Source organism: Candidatus Halocynthiibacter alkanivorans, assembly GCF_003333265.1.
Taxonomy (GTDB): Bacteria; Pseudomonadota; Alphaproteobacteria; order Rhodobacterales; family Rhodobacteraceae; genus Halocyntiibacter_A; species Halocyntiibacter_A alkanivorans.
Window position 1 is genome coordinate 1 of the sequence record NZ_QOLB01000046.1, and the last position, 24,832, is coordinate 24,832.

The 24,832-nt window shown below is 59.8% G+C and carries 22 protein-coding genes; 10 read left to right on the plus strand and 12 right to left on the minus strand.

Going from position 1 to position 24,832, the window contains the following annotated elements:
- Positions 1 to 19 precede the first annotated feature (19 nt).
- Genes DWA01_RS04125 through DWA01_RS04140 form a run of 4 tightly spaced genes read right to left on the minus strand, consistent with a single transcriptional unit; the run spans position 20 to position 3,155 of the window.
- A complete protein-coding gene (locus DWA01_RS04125) occupies positions 20 to 436 on the minus strand; it encodes a DUF934 domain-containing protein (RefSeq protein WP_114284427.1) in 417 nt (138 codons plus the stop codon).
- Positions 433 to 1,197: a phosphoadenylyl-sulfate reductase gene (locus tag DWA01_RS04130; protein ID WP_114284429.1), complete on the minus strand. Its 765-nt coding sequence runs from the start codon at positions 1,195 to 1,197 to the stop codon at positions 433 to 435. Before DWA01_RS04130 ends, DWA01_RS04125 begins: the two co-directional genes overlap by 4 nt.
- Complete coding sequence (locus DWA01_RS04135; protein WP_114284431.1) at positions 1,187 to 2,854, minus strand: nitrite/sulfite reductase; 1,668 nt, start codon at positions 2,852 to 2,854, stop codon at positions 1,187 to 1,189. The genes DWA01_RS04130 and DWA01_RS04135 overlap by 11 nt, the downstream gene beginning before the upstream one ends.
- Positions 2,847 to 3,155, minus strand: coding sequence for a DUF2849 domain-containing protein (locus tag DWA01_RS04140; RefSeq protein WP_114284432.1), 309 nt, complete (start codon positions 3,153 to 3,155; stop codon positions 2,847 to 2,849). The genes DWA01_RS04135 and DWA01_RS04140 overlap by 8 nt, the downstream gene beginning before the upstream one ends.
- Positions 3,156 to 3,318: 163 nt before the next feature.
- Here DWA01_RS04140 and DWA01_RS04145 point away from each other — a divergent pair, with 163 nt between their 5' ends.
- Positions 3,319 to 3,795: an Lrp/AsnC family transcriptional regulator gene (locus DWA01_RS04145; protein ID WP_114284434.1), complete on the plus strand. Its 477-nt coding sequence runs from the start codon at positions 3,319 to 3,321 to the stop codon at positions 3,793 to 3,795.
- A 492-nt stretch (positions 3,796 to 4,287) separates the two neighbouring features.
- Here DWA01_RS04145 and DWA01_RS04150 read toward each other — a convergent pair whose 3' ends face one another.
- The gene (locus DWA01_RS04150) at positions 4,288 to 5,469 is read right to left on the minus strand and encodes a cytochrome P450 (protein WP_114284436.1); all 1,182 of its coding nucleotides are present in this window, start codon (positions 5,467 to 5,469) and stop codon (positions 4,288 to 4,290) included.
- 76 nt (positions 5,470 to 5,545) lie between these two features.
- Between DWA01_RS04150 and DWA01_RS04155 the strand changes: the two genes are divergently transcribed.
- The 5 genes from DWA01_RS04155 (at position 5,546) to DWA01_RS04175 (ending at position 11,993) form a co-directional block, all read left to right on the plus strand.
- Positions 5,546 to 7,333 (plus strand): sensor histidine kinase, encoded by a 1,788-nt coding sequence (locus tag DWA01_RS04155; RefSeq protein ID WP_114284438.1) that lies wholly within the window; start codon positions 5,546 to 5,548, stop codon positions 7,331 to 7,333.
- Positions 7,330 to 8,553, plus strand: a complete 1,224-nt coding sequence (locus DWA01_RS04160; RefSeq protein ID WP_114284440.1) for a sigma-54-dependent transcriptional regulator — start codon at positions 7,330 to 7,332, stop codon at positions 8,551 to 8,553. The genes DWA01_RS04155 and DWA01_RS04160 overlap by 4 nt, the downstream gene beginning before the upstream one ends.
- 243 nt (positions 8,554 to 8,796) lie before the next feature.
- Positions 8,797 to 9,807 carry a DctP family TRAP transporter solute-binding subunit gene (locus DWA01_RS04165; RefSeq protein WP_114284441.1) on the plus strand — a complete coding sequence of 337 codons (1,011 nt, stop codon included), beginning with the start codon at positions 8,797 to 8,799 and terminating at the stop codon, positions 9,805 to 9,807.
- An 81-nt stretch (positions 9,808 to 9,888) separates the two neighbouring features.
- Entirely contained in the window at positions 9,889 to 10,590 is a 702-nt protein-coding gene (locus DWA01_RS04170; RefSeq protein WP_114284443.1) for a TRAP transporter small permease, read from the plus strand.
- Positions 10,591 to 10,595: 5 nt separating this feature from the next.
- A complete protein-coding gene (locus DWA01_RS04175; protein ID WP_114284445.1) occupies positions 10,596 to 11,993 on the plus strand; it encodes a TRAP transporter large permease in 1,398 nt (465 codons plus the stop codon).
- 305 nt (positions 11,994 to 12,298) lie between these two features.
- Here DWA01_RS04175 and mmsB read toward each other — a convergent pair whose 3' ends face one another.
- The 3 genes from mmsB to DWA01_RS04190 are packed head-to-tail and all read right to left on the minus strand — an operon-like array spanning position 12,299 to position 15,358.
- Positions 12,299 to 13,171, minus strand: coding sequence for a 3-hydroxyisobutyrate dehydrogenase (mmsB, locus tag DWA01_RS04180; protein WP_114284448.1), 873 nt, complete (start codon positions 13,169 to 13,171; stop codon positions 12,299 to 12,301).
- Between the two features lie 4 nt (positions 13,172 to 13,175).
- Positions 13,176 to 14,213, minus strand: coding sequence for an enoyl-CoA hydratase/isomerase family protein (locus DWA01_RS04185; RefSeq protein ID WP_114284450.1), 1,038 nt, complete (start codon positions 14,211 to 14,213; stop codon positions 13,176 to 13,178).
- Entirely contained in the window at positions 14,213 to 15,358 is a 1,146-nt protein-coding gene (locus DWA01_RS04190) for an acyl-CoA dehydrogenase family protein (RefSeq protein ID WP_114284452.1), read from the minus strand. Before DWA01_RS04190 ends, DWA01_RS04185 begins: the two co-directional genes overlap by 1 nt.
- Before the next feature lie 144 nt (positions 15,359 to 15,502).
- Here DWA01_RS04190 and DWA01_RS04195 point away from each other — a divergent pair, with 144 nt between their 5' ends.
- On the plus strand, positions 15,503 to 16,339 hold the full coding sequence (locus tag DWA01_RS04195) for a hypothetical protein (RefSeq protein ID WP_114284454.1): 837 nt from the start codon (positions 15,503 to 15,505) through the stop codon (positions 16,337 to 16,339).
- Positions 16,340 to 16,389: 50 nt separating this feature from the next.
- Here the strand turns inward: DWA01_RS04195 and DWA01_RS04200 are convergent, their stop codons facing one another.
- Entirely contained in the window at positions 16,390 to 17,889 is a 1,500-nt protein-coding gene (locus tag DWA01_RS04200; protein WP_114284494.1) for a CoA-acylating methylmalonate-semialdehyde dehydrogenase, read from the minus strand.
- 108 nt (positions 17,890 to 17,997) lie between these two features.
- Between DWA01_RS04200 and DWA01_RS04205 the strand changes: the two genes are divergently transcribed.
- The 3 genes from DWA01_RS04205 to coaD all read left to right on the plus strand — a co-directional run bounded on the left by DWA01_RS04205 (position 17,998) and on the right by coaD (position 20,022).
- Positions 17,998 to 18,888: a LysR family transcriptional regulator gene (locus tag DWA01_RS04205; protein WP_114284496.1), complete on the plus strand. Its 891-nt coding sequence runs from the start codon at positions 17,998 to 18,000 to the stop codon at positions 18,886 to 18,888.
- A 58-nt stretch (positions 18,889 to 18,946) separates the two neighbouring features.
- Positions 18,947 to 19,381: a CBS domain-containing protein gene (locus tag DWA01_RS04210; RefSeq protein WP_114284455.1), complete on the plus strand. Its 435-nt coding sequence runs from the start codon at positions 18,947 to 18,949 to the stop codon at positions 19,379 to 19,381.
- A gap of 143 nt (positions 19,382 to 19,524) precedes the next feature.
- Positions 19,525 to 20,022, plus strand: a complete 498-nt coding sequence (gene coaD, locus DWA01_RS04215; protein WP_114284457.1) for a pantetheine-phosphate adenylyltransferase — start codon at positions 19,525 to 19,527, stop codon at positions 20,020 to 20,022.
- Between the two features lie 135 nt (positions 20,023 to 20,157).
- On the opposite strand, the gene gap (DWA01_RS04220) is transcribed toward coaD, so the two are convergent.
- From gap (DWA01_RS04220) to tkt, 3 genes are all read right to left on the minus strand, one after another.
- Entirely contained in the window at positions 20,158 to 21,159 is a 1,002-nt protein-coding gene (gap, locus tag DWA01_RS04220; RefSeq protein ID WP_114284459.1) for a type I glyceraldehyde-3-phosphate dehydrogenase, read from the minus strand.
- Between the two features lie 259 nt (positions 21,160 to 21,418).
- Positions 21,419 to 22,423 (minus strand): type I glyceraldehyde-3-phosphate dehydrogenase, encoded by a 1,005-nt coding sequence (gene gap / locus DWA01_RS04225; RefSeq protein WP_114284461.1) that lies wholly within the window; start codon positions 22,421 to 22,423, stop codon positions 21,419 to 21,421.
- Positions 22,424 to 22,713: 290 nt separating this feature from the next.
- The gene (gene tkt, locus DWA01_RS04230) at positions 22,714 to 24,732 is read right to left on the minus strand and encodes a transketolase (protein WP_114284463.1); all 2,019 of its coding nucleotides are present in this window, start codon (positions 24,730 to 24,732) and stop codon (positions 22,714 to 22,716) included.
- Positions 24,733 to 24,832 lie beyond the last annotated feature (100 nt).

Sequence of the window (24,832 nt, forward strand, 5' to 3'; positions counted from 1 at the left end):
GGTCTGCCGGGGGGCAGGTCTAGCCGCGCAACCGCGACTGATAGTCATGGGCTTGCCAGTTGGCACGCGCCAGCCATTGTTTTTCGTCCTGACGGCTGGCGAGATCATCGGAAATCTCCACCTCGTCAAACCCGGAACGCCGCGCCATAGCGTACTGATCAGAGATCACATGGCCACGGGCCCGCAGACGTCCGGTAAAACCGAGACGACGCAGCTGCGCGGCAATGGTGAATCCACGACCGTCGGCAAAAGACGGGAAGTCCACCCGGATCAGCGCCAGGCTGGCCAGGCGGTCGCCGATCAAGTTCGCCAGATCAGCCGGCACGGTGTCCGAGGCCAGATCAAGCGCCACCGCATCTGCGGCCCCGTCCAGCGGCAGGATGTCGGTCGCCCAGTCATCCGCTGCAAAACCGGTATCGGTTACAATTACACTCATGCCTTCATTCCTTCTGGCTCAGCCGCGATCGGGCCACGTACCATTTTGCCATCCACAAAGTGAATGCCGCATTCTGTTTTGTCGGATCCGCGCCAGCGGCCGGATCTGGGGTCTTCGCCAGGCGCGACCTTGGATGTACAGGGCGCACAGCCGATCGACGGGTAGCCCTGCGAAACCAACGGGTGACGCGGCAGGCGGTTGTTGATGATATAGTCCTGCACATCTGCCGGGTCCCAATGGGCCAGCGGGTTGACCTTGATGCGCAGGTCTTCTTCGTTCTCAAAGAATTCCAGCGTTTTGCGGGTCGAGCCCTGAAACCGTTTGCGCCCGGTCACCCAGGCGTCAAACGGCGCCAGCGCGTTTTGCAGCGTTTCGGTCTTGCGCAGGGCACAGCAGGCATCGGTGTCACGCTGATGCAACGTGTTGTCGGGATCAACTTCGGCCAGACGGGCCGTGTCGGGATGGATGCGACGCACATCGGTCAGCCCGAGCTTTTCGGTCAGATCGAGCTGATAGGCCAGGGTTTCCGGGAACAGCATTTCCGTATCCACAAACAGCACCGGCGTGCTGCGGTCGAGCAGGGAAATCATATGCAACAGCACCACGGATTCCGCGCCAAAAGAGGAGACCATCGTTACCCGGCCGACCTGCGGGTCGGCCAGAGCACGTTCCAGCACCGAGATCGCCGAGTGGTGGCGGTAGCGCGCATTCAGCGCGCTGATCCGCTCAGCGATTGAGGGGAGCGGTGACTCAAGCGGCATTGGCTTTCTCCTCACCAGGATAGAGCACTTCTTTGAACGGAGCATCACCGAGGCGGCGATAGGTCTCAAGGAAGGTCTCATCCGCAGAGCTGCGCAGATCAAGATAAGAAAGGATCAGCCGTTCGATCGCCGGAACGATGGCGTCATAAGAGAAACCAGGCCCCATGCGTTTGCCGATGACAGCAGTCTGTGTGCCGTCACCACCCAGGGTGATCTGGTAGTTTTCGACGCCGGCGCGGTCGAGACCCAGAATGCCGATGTGACCGACATGGTGGTGACCACAGGCGTTGATGCAGCCGGAGATTTTAATCTTCAGCGCGCCGATGTCATGTTCCAGCTTCAGTTCGTCAAAACGGGTGGCGATGTTTTGCGCCACCGGGATTGAGCGCGCGGTCGCCAGTGCACAGTAGTCCATGCCAGGGCAGGCGATAATATCAGACACCAGCCCGATATTGGCAGTGGCCAGACGTACTTCTTTCAGCGCCGCGTGTACGGCGGGCAGGTCAGAGACATGCACATGGGGCAGGATGACGTTCTGCTCATGGCTGATGCGCAGCTCGTTATAGCTGTAACGCTCTGCGAGGTCCGCCATTACATTCATCTGCTCGGTGGAAGCGTCGCCCGGGGTTTTGCCGGGCTCTTTCAGCGAAATAGTGACGATCACATGGTCGGCGTCTTTGTGCGCGGCCAGGTTGGTGTCCACCCAGGAACGAAACACCGGATCGGCCTTATAGGCGGCCTCATAACCGGTGCGCGCTTTGCTGACAAAGGCGGGCGGCGTAAATGCGGCTTTGATCGCGCCGAGATATTGCTGGTCCACACCGGAGAACGCCGGGCGGATTTCTGCAAAGCGCTCTTCAACCTGACGGCTGATTTCCTCGATACCGTTTTCATGCACGGTGATTTTGATGCGGGCTTTGTATTTGTTGTCGCGCCGTCCCAGCGTGTTCCAGACCGAAACCACGGCTTCAGTGAAGGGCAGCAGGTCTTCAATCGGCAGGAAGTCGCGCAGGACTTTGCCGATCATCGGCGTGCGGCCAAGACCGCCCCCAACGATGACCTGAACGCCGAGTTCGCCATCCACACGTTTCAGCACCAGACCGATGTCATGGGCGCGCACCACGGCGCGGTCCTGCTCGGAACCGGTGACCGCGATTTTGAACTTGCGCGGCAGGAACTGGAATTCCGGGTGATCGGTGGTCCACTGGCGCAGCAACTCAGCGTAAGGGCGCGGATCTTCGATCTCGTCCTGGGCGGCGCCGGCGAAATGGTCCGCGGTCACGTTGCGGATGGTATTGCCCGAAGTCTGGATCGCGTGCATTTCCACATCGGCCAGATCTGAGAGGATCTGCGGCACGTCTGCCAGTTTCGGCCAGTTGTACTGGATGTTCTGGCGGGTGGTGAAATGACCGTAGCCCTTGTCATAGCTGCTGGCGATCTGACCGAGCTGACGCATCTGGCCGGAGTTCAGCGTGCCGTAGGGGATGGCGACGCGCAGCATATAGGCGTGCAGCTGCAGATAAAGACCGTTCATCAGCCGCAGAGGTTTGAACTCGTCTTCGGTCAGGGAGCCGTCAATACGACGGTCAACCTGGGTGGTAAACTGGGCAACACGTTCACGGACGAAAGCTTCGTCAAAATCGTTGTACTTATACATTTGCGGGCTCCGCCTGTTTGCCGTGAAAGAGGTTGGAAGGTCCGGTGGCCCGGAATTCTTCGCGAAAGTGGCTGGGGACAGGACGGCCGCTGGCATCCGCCAACACGTCCGCGAGGTAAACTCCCACCATGTGATGGTCGCTGGCGCCATGCAGCAGACGCAGCTGTGCGTGGGCCTCGTCTTCAATCAGCTCGGCGCAGGCCAGATCGCGCACCCAGCTGTCATCCGCGGCGAGATAAACAACATCTCCCAGCATCAGATCATTGGCGGTCACGATTTTTGGTGTGAACTTGCGGCTCATGGGCGACTTCCTGCAGTTGGGTCCCGGCAACGGGTCGTGATTTCTATACTGGAATATAGGATATCGTTCCGCTATTTGACTATGTATACAGGTGAAAAAGGATGTTTGTTCCGGTTGCTGCGGCAGTAGGAACAGGCGTCCGCCAAAGGAAGGGAAAAGCGAAATGGCAGTCCGGATTGACAGTGTGGACCGGAAAATCCTTGGGGAGCTGCAGAGCGATGCCAGCCAGTCTCTGGATGAAATCGCCCGCAAAGTGGGCTCTTCCAAGACGCCGGTGTGGAACCGGATCCGCAAAATGCGCGAAGCGGGGGTGATCGGGCAGCATACGGTGATTCTGGATGCGGAGGCACTGGGGTTGGAGGCGTGTTTCTTTGTGCTGATCCGCACCAGCGAGCATGAGGCCGGCTGGCAGGAGAAGTTTCTCAAGACGCTTCAGGAGCGACCGGAGGTGCTGGAGGCGCACCGGCTGGCCGGGGAAATCGACTATATCCTCAAGGTGCGGGTGGCCAATGCGCGGGCCTATGACGTGTTCTATCAGGCGCTGATTTCCGAGGTGCGGATCTATAACGTCACCGCGCTGCTGTCGATGGAAGAGATCAAATCCACCCCAATGCTGCCGCTGTCGCTGCTGCCGGACTAGGGCGGGGCCCGGCCCAGAGCATGGCGGCCGCTGCGCCGGTTCAGCGTCACAGGTTCAGCACATCAGGCCTGGGTTGCTGGCTATGACTGCAGCTATCGGCTGCTGACGCGAAAGGCAAGGCACGGCGGATTTGGCGTGCCAGAACGGGCAGCGGACCGGGAGTGAAAGTTGGTGCGCCGTGGATCGCCGGGAGCACTGGCGGTGGGGCCTGAGCCCTGCGGCCCCCCGCGCAGGTGCGTAAACAACACGGGGCATGCTCCCGCCAGTTGCGGTCCCATCAAAGATGGAACGACACAACCGTTGGGCGTGGCACGGCGGCATCGCCGCCGTGCCACGCCCAACGGGCGACAAGCAGCGTGCTGCGCCAGAGCCGGGCGGGAGCCCCCCTTGGCAGTGGCGCGTGAGGCTGGTCGGGCGCGCAAAGAGGAACGCCGAGAAAAGTGCAGAGAGACGTGCGGGGCAGAGCGTTGCGGTATCCGGAGCGGGTGCAGGTCAGGCGCGGAGCCAGAGCGCGCTGAGCCCGTGGAAATGGTAGTTATTGGCAAACTCCGGCGGCCGCGCCAGTTTCAGTTCTGGCAGGCGCTCAAACAGGATGGGCAGCGCGGTTTTCAGCTCCAGCCGGGCCAGCGGCGCTCCGATACAAAAATGGATGCCAGCGCCAAACGAGCTGTTGGCCCTGATCCGGCGCATCGGGTCAAACCGGTGCGCCTCATCCCAGGTCTCCGGGTCACGGTTGGCGGCGCCGAGCAGCAGCGAAATTTTGTCACCCCGTTTGAAGCTGTGGCCAAAAAAGTCAAAATCTTCATTGGCATAGCGGTCAAACATATGCAGTGGCGGGTCATATCGCAGCAGTTCTTCAACACAACTGTCCAGAGTGTCTGCGCCCAGAACCCCGGCGCCCATCCCGTGGTCCAGCAGGGTTTTCACCCCGTTGCCAATGGCATGAACGGTGGCCTCGTGCCCGGCGTTCAGCAGCAGAATACAGGTGGTGATCAGCTCATCGGTTGACAGTTTTTCACCGGCTTCTTCGGCCGCGATCAGCTCGGAAATCAGATCATCCCGCGGAGAGTTGCGACGGCTCTCAACATAGCCGCGCATGAAGGCCACGAAGTCTTCGGTCGCTGTAACGGCAGCGTCTTCTACTTCGCGACTGCGGCCGGCCTGATACATGGAGACCATGGCGTTGGACCAGCGCAGCAGTTGTGGTGCCATCTCTTCGGGCACCCCGAGCAGACGCGCAATGATGATCACCGGCAATTTCTGTGCAAACTCCTGCAGCAGGTCAAATTCGCCTGCAGGCAGCGCATCCATCAGCTCATGGCTCAGCTGCGCAATCTCCGGGGCCAGCGCTTTGATCCGGCGCGAGGTGAAGGCGCGCATCACCAGGCCGCGCAGCCGGGTGTGACGCGGCGCTTCCAGTTCCAGCATCGAATGGGTTTCAACCGCATAAAACGGTGCCAGGTGGTCCGGGATCGCAGGGGCAAACCCGGCGGGGGCCTCGCGGCCGAAGCGGCGGTCACGCAGCCCGGCGGCGACCGCGTCATAGCTGACAGCACAGACCTTGTCATACTCCGCCCAGAAAAACAGCGGGCCACTGGCGCGGGCCTGGTCGTAAAAATCATAAGGGGCCTGGACAAAGGCGGGATCAGTCGGGGATTTATGTAATGTTTTCATATCGTCTCTCAGGTTTCAGAGCTGAGAGTGATCAATGCGGCTGGTCATTGCAAGGGCAGGTTTCTAGGATGCGCGGATGAGTAGCACTCCAAAAACCCGAGCCCTGCCTGTGTTGCAGTTCCTGCTGGCGACGCTGGTGATATCTGCCGGGGTGTGGTGGATGTCTTTCAGCGCGGCGCTGAATCAGGCTGCGGAGAACGGCCGGGCGGATCTGGCGCTGGCCTCTGACCGTCTGGCCAATCAGCTGCAGGGCGTGCGCGAACGTGCGGTGTTGCTGGCGGATCACCCGACGCTGCTGGATCTGGTACGCAATCCGCCGGCCCTTACCTCTGAGGCCAACAAGCTGTTGCAGGAGATGGCGGATAAAACCGCATCAAAATCGGTATTTCTGATCGATACAGAGGGGCAGGTGCTGGCGTCGTCGCTGCCGGATCTGGCCGGGGACAGCCCGGGACAGAGCCTGAGTGCAAAATTCCTGGCGCCTTACCGGAGGGCGCTGGGGGGCGCACTTGGCGCCAGTCACTTTATCGGCGCGGACGGGAAGCGTATCTATGCGTTCGCAGCACCTGTGTTTGCACCGGACGGGCCAGTGATCGGGGTGGTGATCGTGGGCATTGATATTCTGTCGATCGAATGGAACTGGCCTGCGGACCCGGATGCGGTGTTTTTCTCCGATGACGCGGGGGTTATTTTTGTCTCCAACCGCAGCGAGCTGATCCTGACCGAAAAATCCGGCCATGGCAGCGGAATCGGTTCTTTCCCGCCTTACCGGTCCAGTAATTTTCGCGGCAATACCATCTGGCGGCTGGATGGCGGGCGCTATCTGCCGCGCCATGCGCTGCATCTGACCCAGCCGATGCCGGTGGTGGGCTTTACCGCCGAAATCCTGCTGGATCTGGCCCCGGCACGGCGTCTGGCGGCCTTGCAGGCGGCGGTGGCGGCGGCGCTGGCGCTGGTGATCGGCGCTTTTGCTCTGCTGGCGACACAGCGGCGCCGGGCGCTGGCGGAGCGACTGGAGCTGGAGGCGGCGGCCAACAGCGCACTGGAGGCGCGGGTGCAGGCGCGGACCCGTGAACTGGAAGACGTCAACCGCTCGCTGCGTCACGAAATTCGCGAGCGCCAGGACGCGGAAGCGGCGTTGAAACGGGCCCAGGCTGATCTGGTGCAGGCTGGTAAATTATCGGCGCTGGGGCAGATGTCAGCGGGCATCAGCCATGAGCTGAACCAGCCGTTGATGGCAATCCGGTCTTTTGCGGAAAACGCGGACTTGTTTCTGGAGCGCGGCCAGCCGGACCGGGCGGGGGAAAACCTGGGCCGAATTTCTGAACTGGCGCGGCGTATGGGACGTATTATCAAGAACTTGCGCGCCTTTGCCCGTCAGGAACATGAGCAGATCCGGGATGTGGATCTGGTGGCGGTGGTGGACACGGCGCTGGAGATGGCCCATGGCAAAATCGTGGCCGGCGGGGTGGAGGCCAGCTGGGCCCGGCCGGCGCCGGTCTGGGTGCGCGGCGGTGAGGTGCGCTTGCAGCAGGTGGTGATGAACCTGATCTCCAACGCGGTGGATGCGATGGTTGAAAGCGAGACGCGGCGGCTGGAGATTGTCCTGGAACCGGGGGCGCCCGTGCGTCTTTGTGTGCGCGACACCGGCCCGGGTATCGAGGACAGCAGCAAGATTTTTGACCCGTTTTATTCCACCAAAGAGGTCGGCGCTTCGGAAGGCATGGGGCTGGGCCTGTCGATATCCTACGGGTTGGTACAGAGTTTTGGCGGCGAGATCCGTGGCCGCAATCAGGCGCAGGGCGGCGCGGAATTCACCGTCGAACTGACACCGGGGAACACGATCGGGAGAGCTGCGGAATGAAACGGGTATTGCTGGTCGATGATGACGCTCTGGTGCGCGAGGCGTTGGCGCAGACGTTGGAGCTGGCGGGATACCGCCCCACCGTGGCGGCGAGTTATATCGAGGCCAAAGACCATATAACACCTGGCTTTGACGGGGTTGTGCTCAGTGATATCCGCATGCCGGGCAAAGACGGGTTTGCCCTGCTGGAGTATGCCCAGCAGCAGGATGAGGAACTGCCGGTGATCCTGCTGACCGGCGAGGCGGACATTCCGATGGCGGTGCGGGGCATCGCGGCCGGCGCTTTTGACTTCCTGGAAAAACCCTGTGCACCCAAAGATTTGCTGGCAGTGGTTGAAAAAGCGAGCAGCACCCGGGCGCTGGTGCTGGAAAACCGCCACTTGCGGCGCCAGGTGGAAGCGGGGGATGCGGCGGTGCGCCTGTTGCGCGGCACCTCTCCCCAGGCGGAGGCGGTGCGTGCCCAGGCCCGCGCGGTGGCGCGCACATCGGCGGATGTACTGGTCACCGGGGAAGCCGGCGCCGGGACGTCAAAACTGGCCGAGGTGGTGCATCTGCTCTCGGTGAGCTCCTCCAAGCCATTTGTGAAACTGCCGGCGGCGGCGCAGACACCGGACACCCTGGCCGAGGCGTTTTGCCAGGCGGAGAGCGGCACATTGTTTCTGGATGAAATCGGCGCCTTATCTGCCGCGGCGCAATTCACTTTGCTGGAGCTGATCGACAGCGCGGCGGCGCCAAGGGTGGTCGCGGGCACCTATCTGGATCTGGCCGCGGCGGTGGCGGAAGGGCAGTTCCATCCCGATCTGTATTACCGGCTGGAAGCGACCCGCATCCGGATCCCGCCGCTGCGCGAACGCCGCGAAGATGTGCCGGTGCTGTTTCGCCATTACGTCTCGCTGGCCTGTGAACAGGCGGGGCTGCCGGAGCCGGAGATCAGTTCAGACACCGAAGCGCGTCTGCTGGCGCAGGACTGGCCCGGCAATGCGCGTTCGCTGATGAATGCGGCGATGCGCTTTGCTATGGGGCTGGAGGCGTCTGAGCCGGAAGCAGAGCTGGGTCTGGCGGAACAGCTGGCCCAGGTGGAACGGGCGCTGCTGATTTCAGCGCTGCAGCGACGGGGCGGAAATGCCTCAGACGCGGCACGGGATCTGAAACTGCCACGCAAAACGTTTTACGACAAATTGACGCGGCACGGGATTCGGGCGGAGCGCTACCGCGGCTGACCTGTGTGAAATTCCGCACAGCTGCAGATATGCCTGTGTGGAATTCCGCCCATCCTGGCGGATTATTGCCGTGCCTTGTCAAATATTATCACCATAAGGTGTTGTCGTAATGTAATAAAATCTGTGATCTCCCTTGATTGTCGATTTTCTTTTCCTATGCGGGTTTTTGCTGGTTTTATGCCTCCAACGTCCAACCAATGGGCGTACGAAATGTAAAGTTTCATATTTGGGAGGAAATAAGATATGAAATTTCTGACAACTGCTGCCACACTGGCAACCGCTGTAGCACTGAGCACAACAGCATCATTCGCGGCTGATGGCTGTGATCCGGGCGAACAGGTTATCAAGTTCAGCCATGTAACCAACACCGACAAACACCCCAAAGGCATCGCGGCCAACCTGTTCATGGATCGGGTGAATGCTGAGATGGAGGGCAAAGTCTGCGTCGAAGTGTTCCCGAACTCTACACTTTACAACGATGACCAGGTTCTGGAAGCGATCCTGCAGGGCGACGTTCAGATGGCGGCGCCTTCGCTGTCCAAGTTTGAAGCCTTTACCAAGCAGTTCCGCATTTTCGATCTGCCGTTCATGTTCAACGATATCGAAGCTGTGGATGCGTTCCAGGCCTCCGAGACCGGTCAGGCCATGAAGGAATCCATGGTGCGCCGTGGTCTGCTGGGGCTGGAATTCTGGCACAATGGCATGAAACAGTTCTCGGCCAACAAACCGCTGATCGATCCGACCGATGCTGCGGGCCTGAAATTCCGCGTACAGACCTCTGACGTGCTGATCGCTCAGATTGAAGCGCTGAATGCATCGCCACAGCCGATGGCGTTCTCCGAAGTGTACGGCGCGCTGCAGACCGGCGTTGTTGACGGGCAGGAAAACACCTGGTCCAACATCTACGGCAAGAAGTTCTTTGAGGTTCAGGACGGTGTTACTCAGACCGACCATGGCATCATCGACTATCTGGTGGTGACTTCGGTGGAATGGTGGAACAGCCTGGACGCGGATATCCGTGATCAGCTCTCGACTATCCTGAGCGAAGTGACCGAAGCCCGCAACTCTGAAGCCTTTGCGGTGAACGAGGCCTCCAAACAGGCGATCATCGATGCCGGCGGCGTTGTGCGCTCTCTGACAGCCGAGCAGCGGGCGGCATGGGCAGCGGCGATGAAGCCGGTCTGGGCTCAGTTTGAAGGCGACGTAGGCGCTGACAATATCGCGGCGGCACAGGCCATCAACGACTCGATGTAAGCTGCTTCGTTTCAAGACTACGGATCTGGCCTGCGGCAAGCCCGCAGGCCATTTTCAAATTATCACATGGGAGGGGTCGGGATGGGCCACGCTACACCAGCCACTGAAACGGCATTTGGCCGCTTCGTCAGCGCCTTTGAAGAAAATACAATTGCGCTGATCCTTGGCGCAATGACATTGATCACATTCGCCAATGTGATCGCACGTAAGATATTCAACTCGTCGATCATCTGGGGGCAGGAAGTCACGCTGATCCTGTTTGCCTGGCTGGTGCTGTTTGGTATCGCCTACGGGTTTAAGATCACCTCGCATCTCGGTGTTGACGCGGTGACCAACATGCTGCCCAAAAAGGGCCAGCGGGTGATGGCGCTGCTGTCCGGCCTGGCCTGTCTGCTCTATGCGCTGCTGATGATGAAGGGCGCCTGGGATTATTACGCAAATTTTGCCAATCTGCCGCAGACCACCGGGCGCTGGTTCCCGACCGGGCTGCAGGAGATGAAAATCTGGGATCAGCGCGGTTACACCCCTACCAAAGCGGTGCCGATGGTTGAGTGGTTGCGTCCACTGCTGGAATATCTGTTCCTGCCCGAGGGCGAAGAACCCTATGAAAAATTCCCGCTGGCGGTGGCCTATCTGATCATCCCGATTTCCGTTGCACTTATGGTTCTGAGAATTGTGCAGGCGATCCTTCGCATCCTGCGCGGTGAGCAAAACAGCCTGATCGTCAGCCATGAGGCCGAAGAAGAAGTAGATCGCGTCGCACGCGGCGAATTTGAGGAATAGAACCCATGGAAGTCGTTTTTCTTTTCAGCATGGTGGTGGGGCTGCTGTTCATCGGCGCGCCGATCGCGGTGTCGCTCGGGCTCAGCTCGATCATATTCCTGCTGGCGTTTTCTGATACTTCGCTCGCCTCGGTGGCGCAGCATCTTTATCAGGGCATGGCCGCGCATTACACGCTGCTGGCGATCCCGTTTTTCATCCTGGCTTCAAGCTTTATGTCCACCGGCGGTGTGGCGGTGCGGATCATCCGTTTCTCCATCGCCTGTGTCGGCCATATGCGCGGCGGCCTCGCCATCGCCGGTGTGTTTGCCTGTATGATCTTTGCCGCTTTGTCGGGCTCGTCGCCTGCGACCGTTGTGGCCATTGGGTCCATCGTGATCGCGGCAATGACCAAAGCGGGCTATTCCAAGGATTTCGCCGCCGGTGTGATCTGTAATGCCGGCACGCTCGGCATTCTGATCCCGCCTTCGATCGTGATGGTGGTCTATGCCTCTGCGGTGGAAGTATCCGTCGGGCGCATGTTCCTGGCGGGCGTATTCCCGGGCATTCTGGCCGGTTTGTTCCTGATGGTGACCATCTATGTGATGGCGCGGATCAAGAACATGCCCAAGGGCGAATGGCAGGGCTGGGGCGAGATCTTTGCTTCATTTTCGGACGCGTTCTGGGGGCTGATGCTGATCGTGATCATTATGGTCGGGATCTATGGTGTTCCTGGTCTGACTGGGGCGATCTTTACCCCGACCGAAGCCGCGGCAGTGGCCTCTGTTTACGCTTTCCTGGTGGCCTCCTTTGTCTATCGTGACATGGGACCGCTGGCCGCCGGTGCCAATGGTGGTACGCGCAGTTCCTTGCTGCAGAAACCCTGGGTGCTGGCCAGCGCGTTCTGGCACCGCGATACCCGCAAGACCCTGCTGGAAGCCGGCAAGCTGACCATCATGCTGATGTTCATCATTGCCAATGCGCTGGTGCTGAAAGCGGTGCTTACCGAGCAGCAGATCCCGCAGCAGATCGCCGAAGCGATGCTGAGCGCCGGGTTTGGCAAAATCATGTTCCTGGTGATGGTCAATGTGGTGCTGCTGATCGGGGGCCAGTTTATGGAACCTTCCGGGCTGCTGGTGATCGTGGCGCCGCTGGTCTTCCCGATTGCTCTGGAACTTGGCGTTGATCCGATCCATCTCGGCATCATCATGGTGGTGAATATGGAAATCGGCATGATCACACCGCCTGTGGGGCTCAACCTGTTCGTGACCTCCGGTGTGGCCGGCATGCCGATGATGCGGGTGGTGCGCGCGGCGCTGCCGTTCCTCGCGGTGCTGTTCGTTTTCCTGATCCTGGTGACCTATGTGCCGATTATCTCGACCTGGTTGCCAACCAAAATGATGGGCCCGGAAATCATCATGAAATAAACGCTGTCGCTGTGACAGGACTGGAACGCCGGCCCCTGGGGCCGGCGTTTTGCGTTTCGGACATGGCAAAGCTGTGCGTCTCAAAAGGGATGGCCTGTGGCAGGGCACGGGCGCAGCTTGCGAAGCAAGCTGCGCGGCCCAACGGGAAAAGGCGCAGGCACTGTGTTTTTGACGGGCGGGAGAAATTTCTTGCGCGGTGGCACCACTCATTAGCGGCGGCAGGGGGGGGCGCCGCGCCAGAGGCGCGGCGCGCAGCAAAATGGCGACCCACAGGGCCGCCATTTTGCTTTCAGGTTCCGTATGCCTCAGCTGCGGTCGCGTTTTTCAAAGCGGGGCAGCAGGGCGGAAAAATCCTGACCCTGGCCGTCCTCGCTCTCGACAAAATCCGCATAGAGCGCGGTGGCGCGTGCGCCCATCGGGGTGTCGGCATTCACCGCTTCAGCTGCTTGCTGTGACAGGCGCAGGTCTTTCAGCATCAGTTCCGAGGCAAACCCGGGTTGATAGCCGTTGTCGGCGGGGCTTTGCGGCCCGATGCCCGGTGCCGGGCAATAGGCGTTCATCGACCAGCTGTACCCCGAGGAGGTCGAAACGACATCAAACATCTTTTGGCGGTCCAGCCCGAGTTTATCCGCCAGTGCAAAGGCTTCGCAGGTGGCCGCCATGGTCACGCCGAGGATCATATTGTTGCAGATCTTAGCCGATTGTCCCGCGCCCGAGCCACCACAATGCACCGCTTTCTGCCCCATGACGTCAAGCAGGTCAGAGACCGCAGCAAACGCCGCATCCGCGCCGCCGGCCATGAAAGTCAGCGTGCCGGCCGCTGCGCCGGTGATGCCGCCCGAGACCGGCGCATCCACCGCCTGCAGCCCGGCTTTGACACTGAGACCGGCCACGGCGCGGGCACTGTCCACGTCCACTGTGGAACAGTCCAGAAACACCGCGCCGGATTTCATCGCCGGGATGATGTCGGCCGCCACGGCGCGCAGGATGGCGCCATTGGGCAGCATAGTGATCACCACATCGGCGCCCGTCGCTGCCGCCGCCGCGCTCACCGCCATGCTGACACCGTCGGGCGCGGGGGCGGCAAGGTCAAAACCTGCAATCTCATGGCCCGCAGCCGCCAGGTTGGCCGCCATCGGGCCGCCCATATTTCCGAGACCAATAAATCCGACTTTCATAGCGTCACTCCTCAGCTTTCAGTTCATCCGCCCCGAGCGGCATCAGCAGGTTGCTGACCTCAGCCATTGAGACCGACAGCGCACTGTTATGTTTCCAGGCCGGGGCACGGTCTTTGTCGATAATCTGGGCGCGTACGCCTTCCTGAAAGTCGCTCATTTGCTGGGCGCGGAAGGTGTAGCGGAACTCCTGGGCCAGCGCGAAACCGATAGTATCTCTGGCACGTACCCGGTGGATCAGCTCAATCGTTACCGCCATGGAGAGCGGCGAATTGCGGGCAATCGATTTTTGCGTCGCGGTGGTAAAATCGCTGTCCAGAACCTCCAGCGACCGCAAGATATCCGCCATGGTCTCGCCGCCGAAACTGGCGTTGATGGCGGGCATCATCTCGGCCAGTGGCGACACCGGATCCGCATGGGCAGCGGCATCAATAAGCTCCCAGTCGCCGGTCTCTTCCAGCTGGGCGATCAAGGCCGGCCACAGGGCTTCGGGAAGGTAATAGTCGGCGAAATCGGCAAAGATTGCGTCTCCGGCCGACATGCGCGCGCCGGTGACCCCGAGGTATTCGCCGAGACGACCGGGTGCACGCGCCAGCAACAGGCTGCCACCCACATCCGGGATCAGGCCAATGCCGGTTTCAGGCATTGCAATTTTGGTGCTGTCCCCGACCACCCGGTGGGAGCCGTGGCCGCCGATACCGACACCGCCGCCCATGGTAAAACCCTGCATAAAAGCGGCGACCGGTTTGGGGAAATTGAAGATGCGCGCGTTCATGCGGTATTCTTCGCGGAAGAACTGCTGCCCGAACGCGTAGTCCTGCGCCAGCCCTTTGCGATAGACGTCAGCCACATCGCCGCCGGCACAAAAGGCGCGCTCGCCCGTCGCGTCGATCACCACCATGGCCACGTCATCATCATTGCGCCAGGCCCCAAATGCTTCGTCAATCGCCAACGCCATGTCATGGCTCAGCGCGTTCAGCGCCTGGGGTCGTGTAAAGGTGATGCGCCCGGTGCGCCCCACCTTCCGGATAGAAATGTCATTCATCAGCCGCGCTCCGCCAGCATATGGCGCGCGGTGATCACGCGCATGATTTCATTGGTGCCTTCGAGGATCTGATGCACCCGCAGATCGCGGACGATTTTCTCGATGCCATAGTCGGCCAGATAGCCGTAGCCACCATGCAGTTGCAAGCACTGGTCGGCAATGCGGGAGCCGGCTTCGGTGACGAATTTTTTCGCCATGGCGCAGTGTTTGGAGGCGTCCGCAGCGCGTGTGTCCAGCTTCCAGGCGGCCTGGCGCAGGAAGATCCGCGCCGCCTGCAGTTCGATCTCCATGTCAGCAAGGCGGAATTGCAGCGCCTGGAACTGGTCGATCGGCTGCCCGAACGCCTGGCGTTCGCCCATATAGGTGAGCGTTGCGTTCAGTGCGGCCTGGGCGGCGCCAAGCGAGCAGGCGGAAATGTTCAGACGCCCGCCGTCCAGCCCGGCCATGGCGTATTTAAAACCTTTGCCTTCTTCGCCCAGCAGGTCGGCGGCGGGCACAGCGCAATCATCCATCTGGACCTGGCGGGTGGGTTGGCTTTTCCAGCCCATTTTCTCTTCAAGCGCGCCAAAGGACAGCCCGTCCATGCCGTCTTCCAGGATCAGCGCCGAAATGCCGCGTGGCCCGGCGTCGCCGCTGCGCGCCATGACGATATAGGCGTCGGAATATCCGGCGCCGGAGATGAACGCCTTGGTGCCGGTGACGCTGTAGCCGCTGTTGGTTTTATCGGCGCGGGTTTTCAGCGCGGCAGCGTCAGAGCCGGACCCGGGTTCGGTCAGGCAGTAGGACATGATTTTACCCATGCTGACGATCTCGGGCAGCAGGCGGGATTTCATCTCGTCAGAGCCAAATTTATCGATCATCGCGGCGCACATGTTGTGGATCGATAAGAAGGCCGCGACTGAGGCGCAGGACATCGAGAGTGCTTCAAACACCAGGGTGGCATCCAGACGGCTGAGACCGGTGCCGCCCTGGTCTTCAGACACATACATGCCGCCCAGACCGAGTTCGGCCAGTTGGGTCCAGATCTGTTTCGGGATGGTGCCGTCATGTTCCCACTGGCGGGCGTGCGGCGCGATGTTTTCTTCGCCAAATCCAAGCACCATATCGAAAATGGCGGTCTGTTCTTCGCTGAGTGCAAAATCCATGAGGCTCCTCCCAAAGCGTTTGAATTGAACGTCTGTTTAATTAGCAATTCTTGCAAGAGTTTTGCAAGCGCCGCCCAGGGCGGGGATTCGTGGTATTCTCAGGCATTATTATGACTGCCATTCGCTCAACCAAAGGATTTTATTATGCCCAAACGTGTTGCTGTCGCCGTCATTCACGGCATGGGGAGCCAGGGGGACAAACGCCCGGCTCCGAGGAATAAAATCACCTTTTCCAAAGATCTTCACAAGCGGGTGAAAAAGGAAATTGGTAAGTCCATTTTTGAGTCGGATGTGGAGTGGCGCGAGATATTCTGGGCCGATGTGCTGCAGAAACGTGAAGCAGACTTTTTGAAAAAGATTGGCCGTCGCGCTGATAAGAGACCGATACAAAAATTTGTAATGTTTAATCTGACCGATGCGGCTTCTTACCGCAAAGTGAACGATCCGAACGACCAGACATACGAGCGCATTCACAGCCGGGTCGAAGATACCATCAACGATCTGGCAGGCGAAGTGGAAGAGGGTGCGCCGCTTATAGTGCTGGCCCATTCGCTGGGAGGGCATATCATGTCGAATTACATCTATGATCTGCAAAAACCTGGCCATGCTCATCCTCCGTCCTTTCAGGGGCTGCGGACCATGGCGGCATTTGTCACCTTTGGCTGCAATATCCCGATATTTACCTTTGCGTATGACGAGGAAGATATTTCCCCGATCCAATTTCCCGGTACTGGCCTGGATCCGAAACATCGGCGGAAGACCTGGTGGCACAATTATTTCGACCGCGATGATGTTCTGGGCTTTCCGCTGGCACCGGTCAGTCCGGGCTACAAGGCGCTGAAAGACAGTGGCGCGTTGAAGGATATCGGAATCAACGCTGGCGGGTTTTTCGACTCGTGGAACCTGTTTTCACACAATGCCTACTGGAAAGATGATGATTTTTATCAGCCGGTGGCCAAGCTGATAAAAAGCTTTTTGTAAGCGCCGGGGCAGCAATTAAAATGCCCCGGCACAATCATTTCAGGACCGGATCAGTCCATGGCTTTGAAGTTGAACTCGCCGCCTTCTCTGATGCCTGAGGGCCAGCGTGCGGTCACGGTTTTGGTGCGGGTGTAGAATTTGAACCCGTCGGTGCCGTGCTGGTTCAAATCGCCGAAGCCGGATTTTTTCCAGCCGCCGAACGTGTGATAGGCCAGCGGCACAGGGATTGGCACGTTGATGCCGACCATGCCGATGTTGATGCGGCTGGCAAAGTCGCGCGCAGTGTCGCCGTCGCGGGTGAAGATCGCCGTGCCGTTGCCGTATTCGTGGTCCATGGCCAGGCCAAGTGCCTCTTCATAGGTTTCAGCGCGCACACAGGACAGGACCGGGCCAAAGATTTCTTTGGTGTAGATGTCCATGTCCTTTGTGACGCGGTCAAACAGGTGCGGACCGACAAAGAAACCCTCTTCATAGCCCTGCAGCGAGAAGTCGCGGCCGTCGATGACCAGTTCCGCGCCCTGATCCACACCGGTCTGAACCAGACGCAGGATGTTTTCTTTGGCAGCAGAGGTGACAACTGGACCGTAATCCACGTCATTGCCGGAGGTGTAAGGGCCGACTTTCAGCGCTTCAATGCGCGGCACCAGGGCTTCAACCAGACGGTCGGCGGTTTCTTCGCCCACAGGCACAGCCACCGAGATCGCCATGCAGCGTTCGCCCGCAGCGCCGAAACCGGCACCGATCAGCGCGTCTGCTGCTTTTTCCATATCGGCGTCGGGCATGATGATCATGTGGTTCTTGGCGCCACCGAAACACTGTACCCGTTTGCCGTTGGCACAGCCGCGCGCATAGATATAGGCGGCGATAGGTGTCGAGCCGACAAAGCCGATGGCCTGCACGGTTTCATTGTCGAGAATGGCGTCGACAGATTCTTTGTCGCCATTCACAACCTGCAGCACACCATCAGGCAGGCCGGCTTCTTTGAAGATGTCAGCCAGCATCAGAGGCACGGACGGGTCGCGCTCGGAGGGTTTCAGGATGAACGCGTTGCCACAGGACAGGGCAGGGCCCATTTTCCACAGCGGGATCATGGCCGGGAAGTTGAACGGCGTGATGCCGGCGACAACACCCAGCGCCTGGCGCATGGAGTACATGTCGATGCCAGGACCGGCGGAATCGGTGTATTCACCTTTCAGCAGGTGGGGGGCACCGATGCAGAATTCGATGACTTCGAGGCCACGCTGAACGTCGCCTTTGGCGTCGGGGATGGTTTTGCCGTGCTCGCGCGACAGCGCTTCAGCCAGCTTGTCCATGTCCCGGTTGATCAGACGGACAGCTTCCATCATCACCCGCGCCCGGCGCTGAGGGTTGGTGGCAGCCCATTTGACCTGGGCAACAGCCGCAGAGGCAACAGCGGCGTCAAGCTCGTCTTTGCTGGCGAGCGGCACGCGGGCCTGGACTTCGCCGGTGGCCGGGTTGAAAACATCGGCAAAACGACCGGACGTGCCTTTGACGTGCTCGCCGTTGATGAAATGGGTAAGTTCTTGCATCGGACTCTCCTCCAGAAAACTGGCCTGAATATAGGCTTGCATTTTTGTTTGTAAAAGGTGCAATTTCTCAAACCAGCTTTGCAAAAATCGGGGTACGAGGCAATGGCGCTGCAATGGGATGATTTAAGGGTGTTTCTGGCGGTGGCGCGGGCGGAAAGCCTGTCGGGTGCCGGGCGCGGGTTGAAACTTGATCCGGCGACGGTGGGGCGGCGGGTGTTGCGGCTGGAACAGGATGTGGGCGTGACGCTGTTTGTGAAAACACCTCAGGGCTACAGCCTGACCTCTGAGGGCGCGCGGTTGCTGGCCCATGCGGAACGCGCAGAACAGGCGGTGAGCCAGGGTGCGGCGGAGGTGTCGGGGCAGGCCGGCCGGCTGAGCGGGCAGATCCGTATCGGCGCGCCCGATGGCTGTGCCAATTACCTGCTGCCTCAGGTCTGCGCCAGGATCGGGCATGATCACCCCGGGCTGGAAATTCAGGTGGTGGCGCTGCCGCGGGTGATCAATCTGTCCAAGCGCGAGGCCGATATGGCGATCGCAGTCAGTGCGCCGGAAACCGGGCGCCAAACAGTGCAGAAGATCACCGATTACCGGCTGCACCTGGCGGCGAGCCGGGAGTATCTGCAGCAGAATCCCGGGATCAGAACGCTGAGGGATCTGCGCGATCACAAGCTGGTCGGTTATATCCCGGATCTGATTTTCGACAAGGAGCTGGACTATCTGGCTGAGCTGGAAGCCGAGCACGCGGAATTTGGCTCCAATTCGGTGTCGGTCCAGTTCAACTTCGTGCGCGCCGGCGCCGGGGTTGGCATTGTGCACAGTTTTGCGATGCCCTCGGCGGACAATCTGGAGCCGGTGCTGGCGGATGAATTTACGCTGAAACGTTCGTTTTATCTGATCCGCCACGCAGACGACCGCAAGGTGGAAAGGCTGAACCGGTTTGCGGAATTGTTGGTCTCCGGCGTGCGGCAGGAAGTGGAAAGACTGGAATCCGCGACTTGACAGGGCTGCGGTGCGGCGCAACTCTGGGAGTATAGGAATTGAGAGCGGGAAGGATCACATGCTGGTAAGTCAGATTTTGAATAGTAAAACCGAGGTCGGTGTCATCTCCATCCGGCCAGACGCAACCTTGACCGCTGCTGCCGAACTGTTGTCATCAAAGCGGATCGGCGTGGTGATCGTGTCCAAAGAAGAAGGCAAGCCGTTGGGCATTCTGTCTGAACGGGACATTGTGCGCGACCTTGGCGAAAAGGGCCCGGCATGCCTGTCCGGGCTGGTGTCGCAGCTGATGACCAAAAAAATGGTGACCTGTGTTGGTACCGATACGGCTGACTCGGTGCTTGAAACCATGACCCGGGGGCGGTTCCGCCATATGCCGGTGATGGATGGCGATACCATGATTGGCATGATTTCTATCGGCGACGCGGTCAAAGCGCGGCTGGCGGAACTGTCGATGGAGCGCGATGCGCTTGAAGGCATGGTGATGGGGCACTGAGCTGTACTCATTGTTGAACTCCCGGCGGGGAAAACAACCGTGCCGGGAGCAATTTGCTGTGCCCAGAAGTTTAATTCGTAAATCCGCTTGCATCTGACCGGGCAAATATGTTGCGATGCAGCATGACTGCAAGGGGGATTGCAATGCGCATTGGACTATATCCGGGAACCTTTGACCCGCTGACGCTGGGACATATCGATATTATCCGGCGCGCCACGGCGCTGGTGGATCGTTTGGTGATCGGCATCGCGATCAACCGGGACAAGGGGCCGCTGTTTTCGCTGGAAGAACGCGTGGCGATGATTGAGGCCGAATGTGCGGCGCTGGCAGAAGAAACCGGCACCGAGATTGTGGCGCATCCGTTTGAAAACCTGTTGATTCACTGCGCCCATGACGTTGGCGCGCAGATCATTGTACGCGGGCTGCGGGCGGTGACTGATTTTGAATATGAATATCAGATGGTGGGGATGAACCGGGCGCTGGATGATTCCATTGAGACGGTGTTTCTGATGGCGGAAGCCAAACACCAGGCGATTGCCTCCAAGCTGGTCAAGGAAATCGCCCGGCTCGGCGGCGACGTGTCCCGCTTTGTCACCCCGGATGTGGATACGGCGCTGCAGGCGCGTATCGGGCAAAAATAAGTCCTGGAAAAAGTGGCGCGCGTGCTGTGGTTGCCAGGCCGTCCGGCACGCGATGTCAAACCGGCATATACAGCATAAAAAAGGCCGCCCCGAAGGGCGGCCAGGAAGAGAGCCCCCGAAGGGGCACTCGGGGTCTCAGAGGAAGGCGCCCATTGCAACGGCGGTGTCGGCCATGCGGTTGGAGAAGCCCCATTCATTGTCATACCAGGTCAGAATGCGACACATGGTGCCTTCCAGAACTTTGGTCTGATCGGTGTGGAAAATGGATGAATGTGAATCGTGGTTGAAATCTGAGGACACCAGCTTTTTGTCCGTGTAAGCCAGCACTGACTTCATGGGCCCGATGGCGGCGGTGCGGATGGCCTCATTGATTTCTTCGACAGTGGTATTACGTGCCGCTTCAAATGTCAGATCCACCACCGATACATTAGGCGTCGGCACCCGGATGGCGACGCCGTCAAGACGGCCGGCCAGTTCGGGCAGCACCAGGCCCACGGCCTTGGCAGCACCGGTCGAGGTCGGAATCATCGAAAGAGCAGCAGCCCGGGCGCGGTAGAGATCCGGATGCATGGTGTCCAACGTTGGCTGATCGCCGGTATAGCTGTGGATCGTGGTCATGAAGCCACGGCTGATGCCGATGGCGTCGTTCAGCACCTTGGCCACCGGAGAAAGGCAGTTGGTGGTACAAGACGCATTGGAGACGATCACGTCTTCTTCGGTCAGCACGTTATGATTGACACCATAGACGATGGTTTTGTCAGCGCCGGCGGCAGGGGCGGAGATCAGCACCCGTTTGGCACCGTTTTCAAGATGGACCAGGGCTTTGTCTTTGGTGTTAAAAATGCCGGTACATTCCAGCACGATGTCGACGTCGCCCCATGGCAGGTCGGCAGGGTTGCGGATCGCGGTCACGGCAATATGGCCGAGCCCCACATCAATGCTGGTATCGCTGTGGAACACTTCGACAGGAAAGCGGCCGTGAATGGAATCATATTGCAGAAGATGCGCATTTGTTTCCACCGGACCCAGATCGTTGATGGCAACGACTTCGATATCGGTGCGGCCGGATTCGACGATGGCGCGCAGTACATTGCGTCCGATGCGACCAAAACCGTTGATGGCGACTTTAACTGTCATGACAGCGTTCTCCTGTGACGTGAGGAAGGGCGGCCAGAGGTGGCCGTCTTGTTAACGCTAACATGTGTATTTCAGCAAAAAGGTCAACCGAATTCACGGCTGTTCAGCGCCAAAAGGCGAGATATTCAGACAAATCGATGAATTTTAAGGCAAGAAACAGTGAAGCCTCGCCCCCGTTGAGGGCGAAGTCACTTGTCAGGGCTGCGAGCAGCACCGCGCCACAGCCAATTGCGATCTGGTTGGTAATGGCGACGGCTCCTTAGTTCTGGAGCCGTCCCATTGCTGCTGCAACGTCTGCCATACGGCAGGAGAAACCCCATTCGTTGTCATACCATGCCAGAACACGCACGGTACGACCACCAACAACTTTGGTCTGATCGGGGGCAAAAATGCAGGAGTAGTTGGTGTGGTTGAAGTCGATGGAAACTTTGGCTTCCGGATCGTAGGACAGCACTGCGCCCATGTGACCGGCGGCGGCTTCGGCCATAATGGCGTTGACGTCCTCAACTGTGACGTCTTTGCCGGCTTCAAAGGTCAGGTCAACTGCGGAGACATTCGGGGTTGGCACCCGCATGGCGGTGCCGTCCAGCCGTCCAGCCAGTTCCGGCAGCACTTCACCCAGCGCTTTGGCGGCACCGGTGGAGGTCGGGATCATCGCCATGGCGGCAGCGCGGGCGCGGTAGAGATCGCTGTGGCGGCGGTCCAGTGTCGGCTGATCGCCGGTGTAGCTGTGGATCGTGGTCATGATGCCGCGCTCAATGCCGATGGCATCGTTCAGCACCTTGGCCAGCGGCGCCAGGCAGTTGGTGGTGCAGGAGCCGTTGGAAATCACCGTGTGCTCCGCCAGCATGTCGCGGTGGTTCACCCCGTAAACAATGGTTTTGTCGACGTTAGAGGCGGGCGCGGAGATCAGCACTTTTTTGGCACCGCGCTCAAGGTGGATACGGGATTTGTGGCCGTCGTTGAATTTGCCGGTGCATTCCAGCACCACATCAACACCGGACCAGTCCAGTTCTTCCGGATTGTAGGTGGAGAACATTTCCATCGGGCCGCGGCCCAGATCCATCGTATTGCCGTCGATTTTAACGTCGCCACCAAAACGGCCGTGTATACTGTCATAGCGCAGCAGATGGGCGCTGGTTTCCAGCGGGCCAGTGGCGTTGATTTTGACAACCTGAATGTCGTTGCGGCCGCTCTCAGCGATATGGGCAAGGGTACAGCGACCGATACGGCCGAACCCGTTGATACCTACTGTGACGGTCATATGCGCTCTCCTGGTCTGACGCCTGCAACGGCGGAATACGATACGTTGCTGCGCGTATACGGGAGGCCAGTATAGCATAAAAGTGTTTAACGATAACATGTTAGCGAAAACATAGAGCGTTAGCGCAAACGGTCGGAGGTTTCCGGTCCCGGCATGGTTAACTTTGCCGGATCTGGTCAGTCTTGCGGACCAGAGCGAGGGGGAACCACCAGGTGATCCCGGGGCGGATGCGCATTAAAAAGGCCCCGCCGCAGGTGCGGCAGGGCCAAAACTTTCAGATTCGCCGGCGCTTACAGCAGCGCTTTTGCCTGATCTGCAACGTTCCGGGCGGTGACGCCGAACTTCTTGTACAGTTCGCCAGCAGGGGCGGAGGCACCAAAGCCGGTCATGCCGACAAAGGCGGACTTGGCTTCGCGGCCGCGCTCACCCAGCAACCAGCGGTCCCAGCCGCCGTCGCGCAGGGCGACTTCGACACCAACACGGACCGGACCGGCGGGCAGCACCCGGCGGCGGTAGGCTTCGTCCTGCTCTGCAAACAGCTCAAAACACGGCATAGAGACCACACGGGTACCGATGCCTTCCGCCTGCAGCAGGTCGCGCGCCGCCATAGCGATTTCAACTTCAGAGCCGGTGGCCATCAGGATCACCTGACGTTTGCCCTCGGCGTCCGCCAGCACATAGGCGCCCTGAGCGGTGAGGTTTTTGGTTTTATGCTCGGTGCGCACGGTGGCCAGGTTCTGACGGGTCAGCGCCAGCACAGAGGGCGTGGTTTTTGTGCTCAGCGCCACTTCCCAGGCTTCCGCGGTTTCTACCGTGTCGGCAGGGCGGAACGTGTAGGAGTTCGGGGTGGCACGGCAGATCGCCAGGTGTTCCACCGGCTGGTGCGTCGGGCCGTCTTCGCCGACACCGATGGAATCGTGGGTCATCACGAACACGGTGGGGATCTTCATCAGAGCGGCCAGGCGCATCGCGGGGCGCGCATAGTCGGTGAAGCAGAAGAACGTGCCGCCGTAAGGGCGCACACCGCCGTGCAGCGCCATGCCGTTCATTGCGGCGGCCATGCCGTGCTCGCGGATGCCGTAATAGATGTAACGGCCTTTGCGGTTGTCGATGTCAAACACACCAAGGTCGCTGGTTTTGGTCAGGTTGGAGCCGCTGAGGTCAGCAGAGCCGGCCACAGTCTCGCTGCAGATCGGGTTCACCGCGGCCAGCACCATTTCGGAGGATTTCCGGGTCGCAACTTTGGGCTGCTCTTCGGAGATCGATTTTTTCAGCGCTTTGATGGTGGCGGAGAGCTTTTTGGGTGCGTCGCCGGCAATAATGCGCAGGAACTCGACCTGGCGCGAGGCAGACATAGACGCAAAGCGCTCATCCCACTCAGCGTGATCACTGGCGCCGCGGGAGCCGATGGCTTCCCACTGGGATTTGATATCAGCGGGGATTTCAAAGTCGCCGTGGGTCCAGCCATAGGCGGCCTTGGTATCGGCAACCAGGGTGGCATCGGTCAGCGCGCCGTGGCCTTTGGAGGTGTCCTGGGCGGCGGAGCCGAGCGCGATATGGGTCTTGCAGGCGATCATCGACGGTTTGTTCGACTTTTTCGCAGCTTCAATCGCGGCATCGATCTGCTCGGGATTATGGCCGTCGATGGACTGAACATGCCAGCCGGCGGCTTTGAAACGGCTCTGCTGGTCGGTGCGGTCGGACAGGTCAACGGTGCCGTCGATGGTGATGTTGTTGTCATCCCAGAACAGGATCAGATTGCCCAGCTTCTGGCGGCCGGCAAGCGCGATGGCTTCGTGGCTGATGCCTTCCATCAGGCAGCCGTCGCCGGCGATGACATAAGTGCGGTGATCGACAATCTTCTTGCCGTAACGCGCGCGCAGTATCTCTTCGGCGATGGCAAACCCAACGGCGTTGGCCAGGCCCTGACCCAGCGGGCCGGTGGTGGTTTCAACCGCGTCGATCAGGAAGTTTTCCGGGTGACCGGCGGTGATCGCGCCGGACTGGCGGAAGTTCTTCACCTGGTCCAGCGTCACCTGGGCGTCGCCCATCAGATAGAGCAGCGAATAGACCAGCATCGAGCCGTGGCCCGCCGAAAGGATGAACCGGTCCCGGTCCGCCCATTGCGGTGCCGCAACGTCGAATTTCAGGTGGTTTTCAAACAGCACGGTGGCCACATCAGCCATGCCCATCGGCATGCCGGAATGGCCGGAGTTGGCGGCACGAACCGCGTCCAGTGTCAGAGCGCGGATGGCCGCGGCTTTCATCCAGTGTTCGGGGTGCGCTTGGCGCAGGGCAGCGATATCCACGGTAGCAGAATCCTTATCAGTGCGATGAAGTCAGGGGTTGATAACAAGATAAGGGAGAAGATCAAGCAATTGGTCGTTTTGCGGCCATTTCTCGGCCTCT

Coding starts and splice junctions, on each gene's coding strand:
- DWA01_RS04125 (WP_114284427.1), bottom strand. CDS start 436: ATGAGTGTAATTGTAACCGATACCGGTTTTGCAGCGGATGACTGGGCG.
- DWA01_RS04130 (WP_114284429.1), bottom strand. CDS start 1,197: ATGCCGCTTGAGTCACCGCTCCCCTCAATCGCTGAGCGGATCAGCGCG.
- DWA01_RS04135 (WP_114284431.1), bottom strand. CDS start 2,854: ATGTATAAGTACAACGATTTTGACGAAGCTTTCGTCCGTGAACGTGTT.
- DWA01_RS04140 (WP_114284432.1), bottom strand. CDS start 3,155: ATGAGCCGCAAGTTCACACCAAAAATCGTGACCGCCAATGATCTGATG.
- DWA01_RS04145 (WP_114284434.1), top strand. CDS start 3,319: ATGGCAGTCCGGATTGACAGTGTGGACCGGAAAATCCTTGGGGAGCTG.
- DWA01_RS04150 (WP_114284436.1), bottom strand. CDS start 5,469: ATGAAAACATTACATAAATCCCCGACTGATCCCGCCTTTGTCCAGGCC.
- DWA01_RS04155 (WP_114284438.1), top strand. CDS start 5,546: ATGAGTAGCACTCCAAAAACCCGAGCCCTGCCTGTGTTGCAGTTCCTG.
- DWA01_RS04160 (WP_114284440.1), top strand. CDS start 7,330: ATGAAACGGGTATTGCTGGTCGATGATGACGCTCTGGTGCGCGAGGCG.
- DWA01_RS04165 (WP_114284441.1), top strand. CDS start 8,797: ATGAAATTTCTGACAACTGCTGCCACACTGGCAACCGCTGTAGCACTG.
- DWA01_RS04170 (WP_114284443.1), top strand. CDS start 9,889: ATGGGCCACGCTACACCAGCCACTGAAACGGCATTTGGCCGCTTCGTC.
- DWA01_RS04175 (WP_114284445.1), top strand. CDS start 10,596: ATGGAAGTCGTTTTTCTTTTCAGCATGGTGGTGGGGCTGCTGTTCATC.
- mmsB (WP_114284448.1), bottom strand. CDS start 13,171: ATGAAAGTCGGATTTATTGGTCTCGGAAATATGGGCGGCCCGATGGCG.
- DWA01_RS04185 (WP_114284450.1), bottom strand. CDS start 14,213: ATGAATGACATTTCTATCCGGAAGGTGGGGCGCACCGGGCGCATCACC.
- DWA01_RS04190 (WP_114284452.1), bottom strand. CDS start 15,358: ATGGATTTTGCACTCAGCGAAGAACAGACCGCCATTTTCGATATGGTG.
- DWA01_RS04195 (WP_114284454.1), top strand. CDS start 15,503: ATGCCCAAACGTGTTGCTGTCGCCGTCATTCACGGCATGGGGAGCCAG.
- DWA01_RS04200 (WP_114284494.1), bottom strand. CDS start 17,889: ATGCAAGAACTTACCCATTTCATCAACGGCGAGCACGTCAAAGGCACG.
- DWA01_RS04210 (WP_114284455.1), top strand. CDS start 18,947: ATGCTGGTAAGTCAGATTTTGAATAGTAAAACCGAGGTCGGTGTCATC.
- coaD (WP_114284457.1), top strand. CDS start 19,525: ATGCGCATTGGACTATATCCGGGAACCTTTGACCCGCTGACGCTGGGA.
- gap (WP_114284459.1), bottom strand. CDS start 21,159: ATGACAGTTAAAGTCGCCATCAACGGTTTTGGTCGCATCGGACGCAAT.
- gap (WP_114284461.1), bottom strand. CDS start 22,423: ATGACCGTCACAGTAGGTATCAACGGGTTCGGCCGTATCGGTCGCTGT.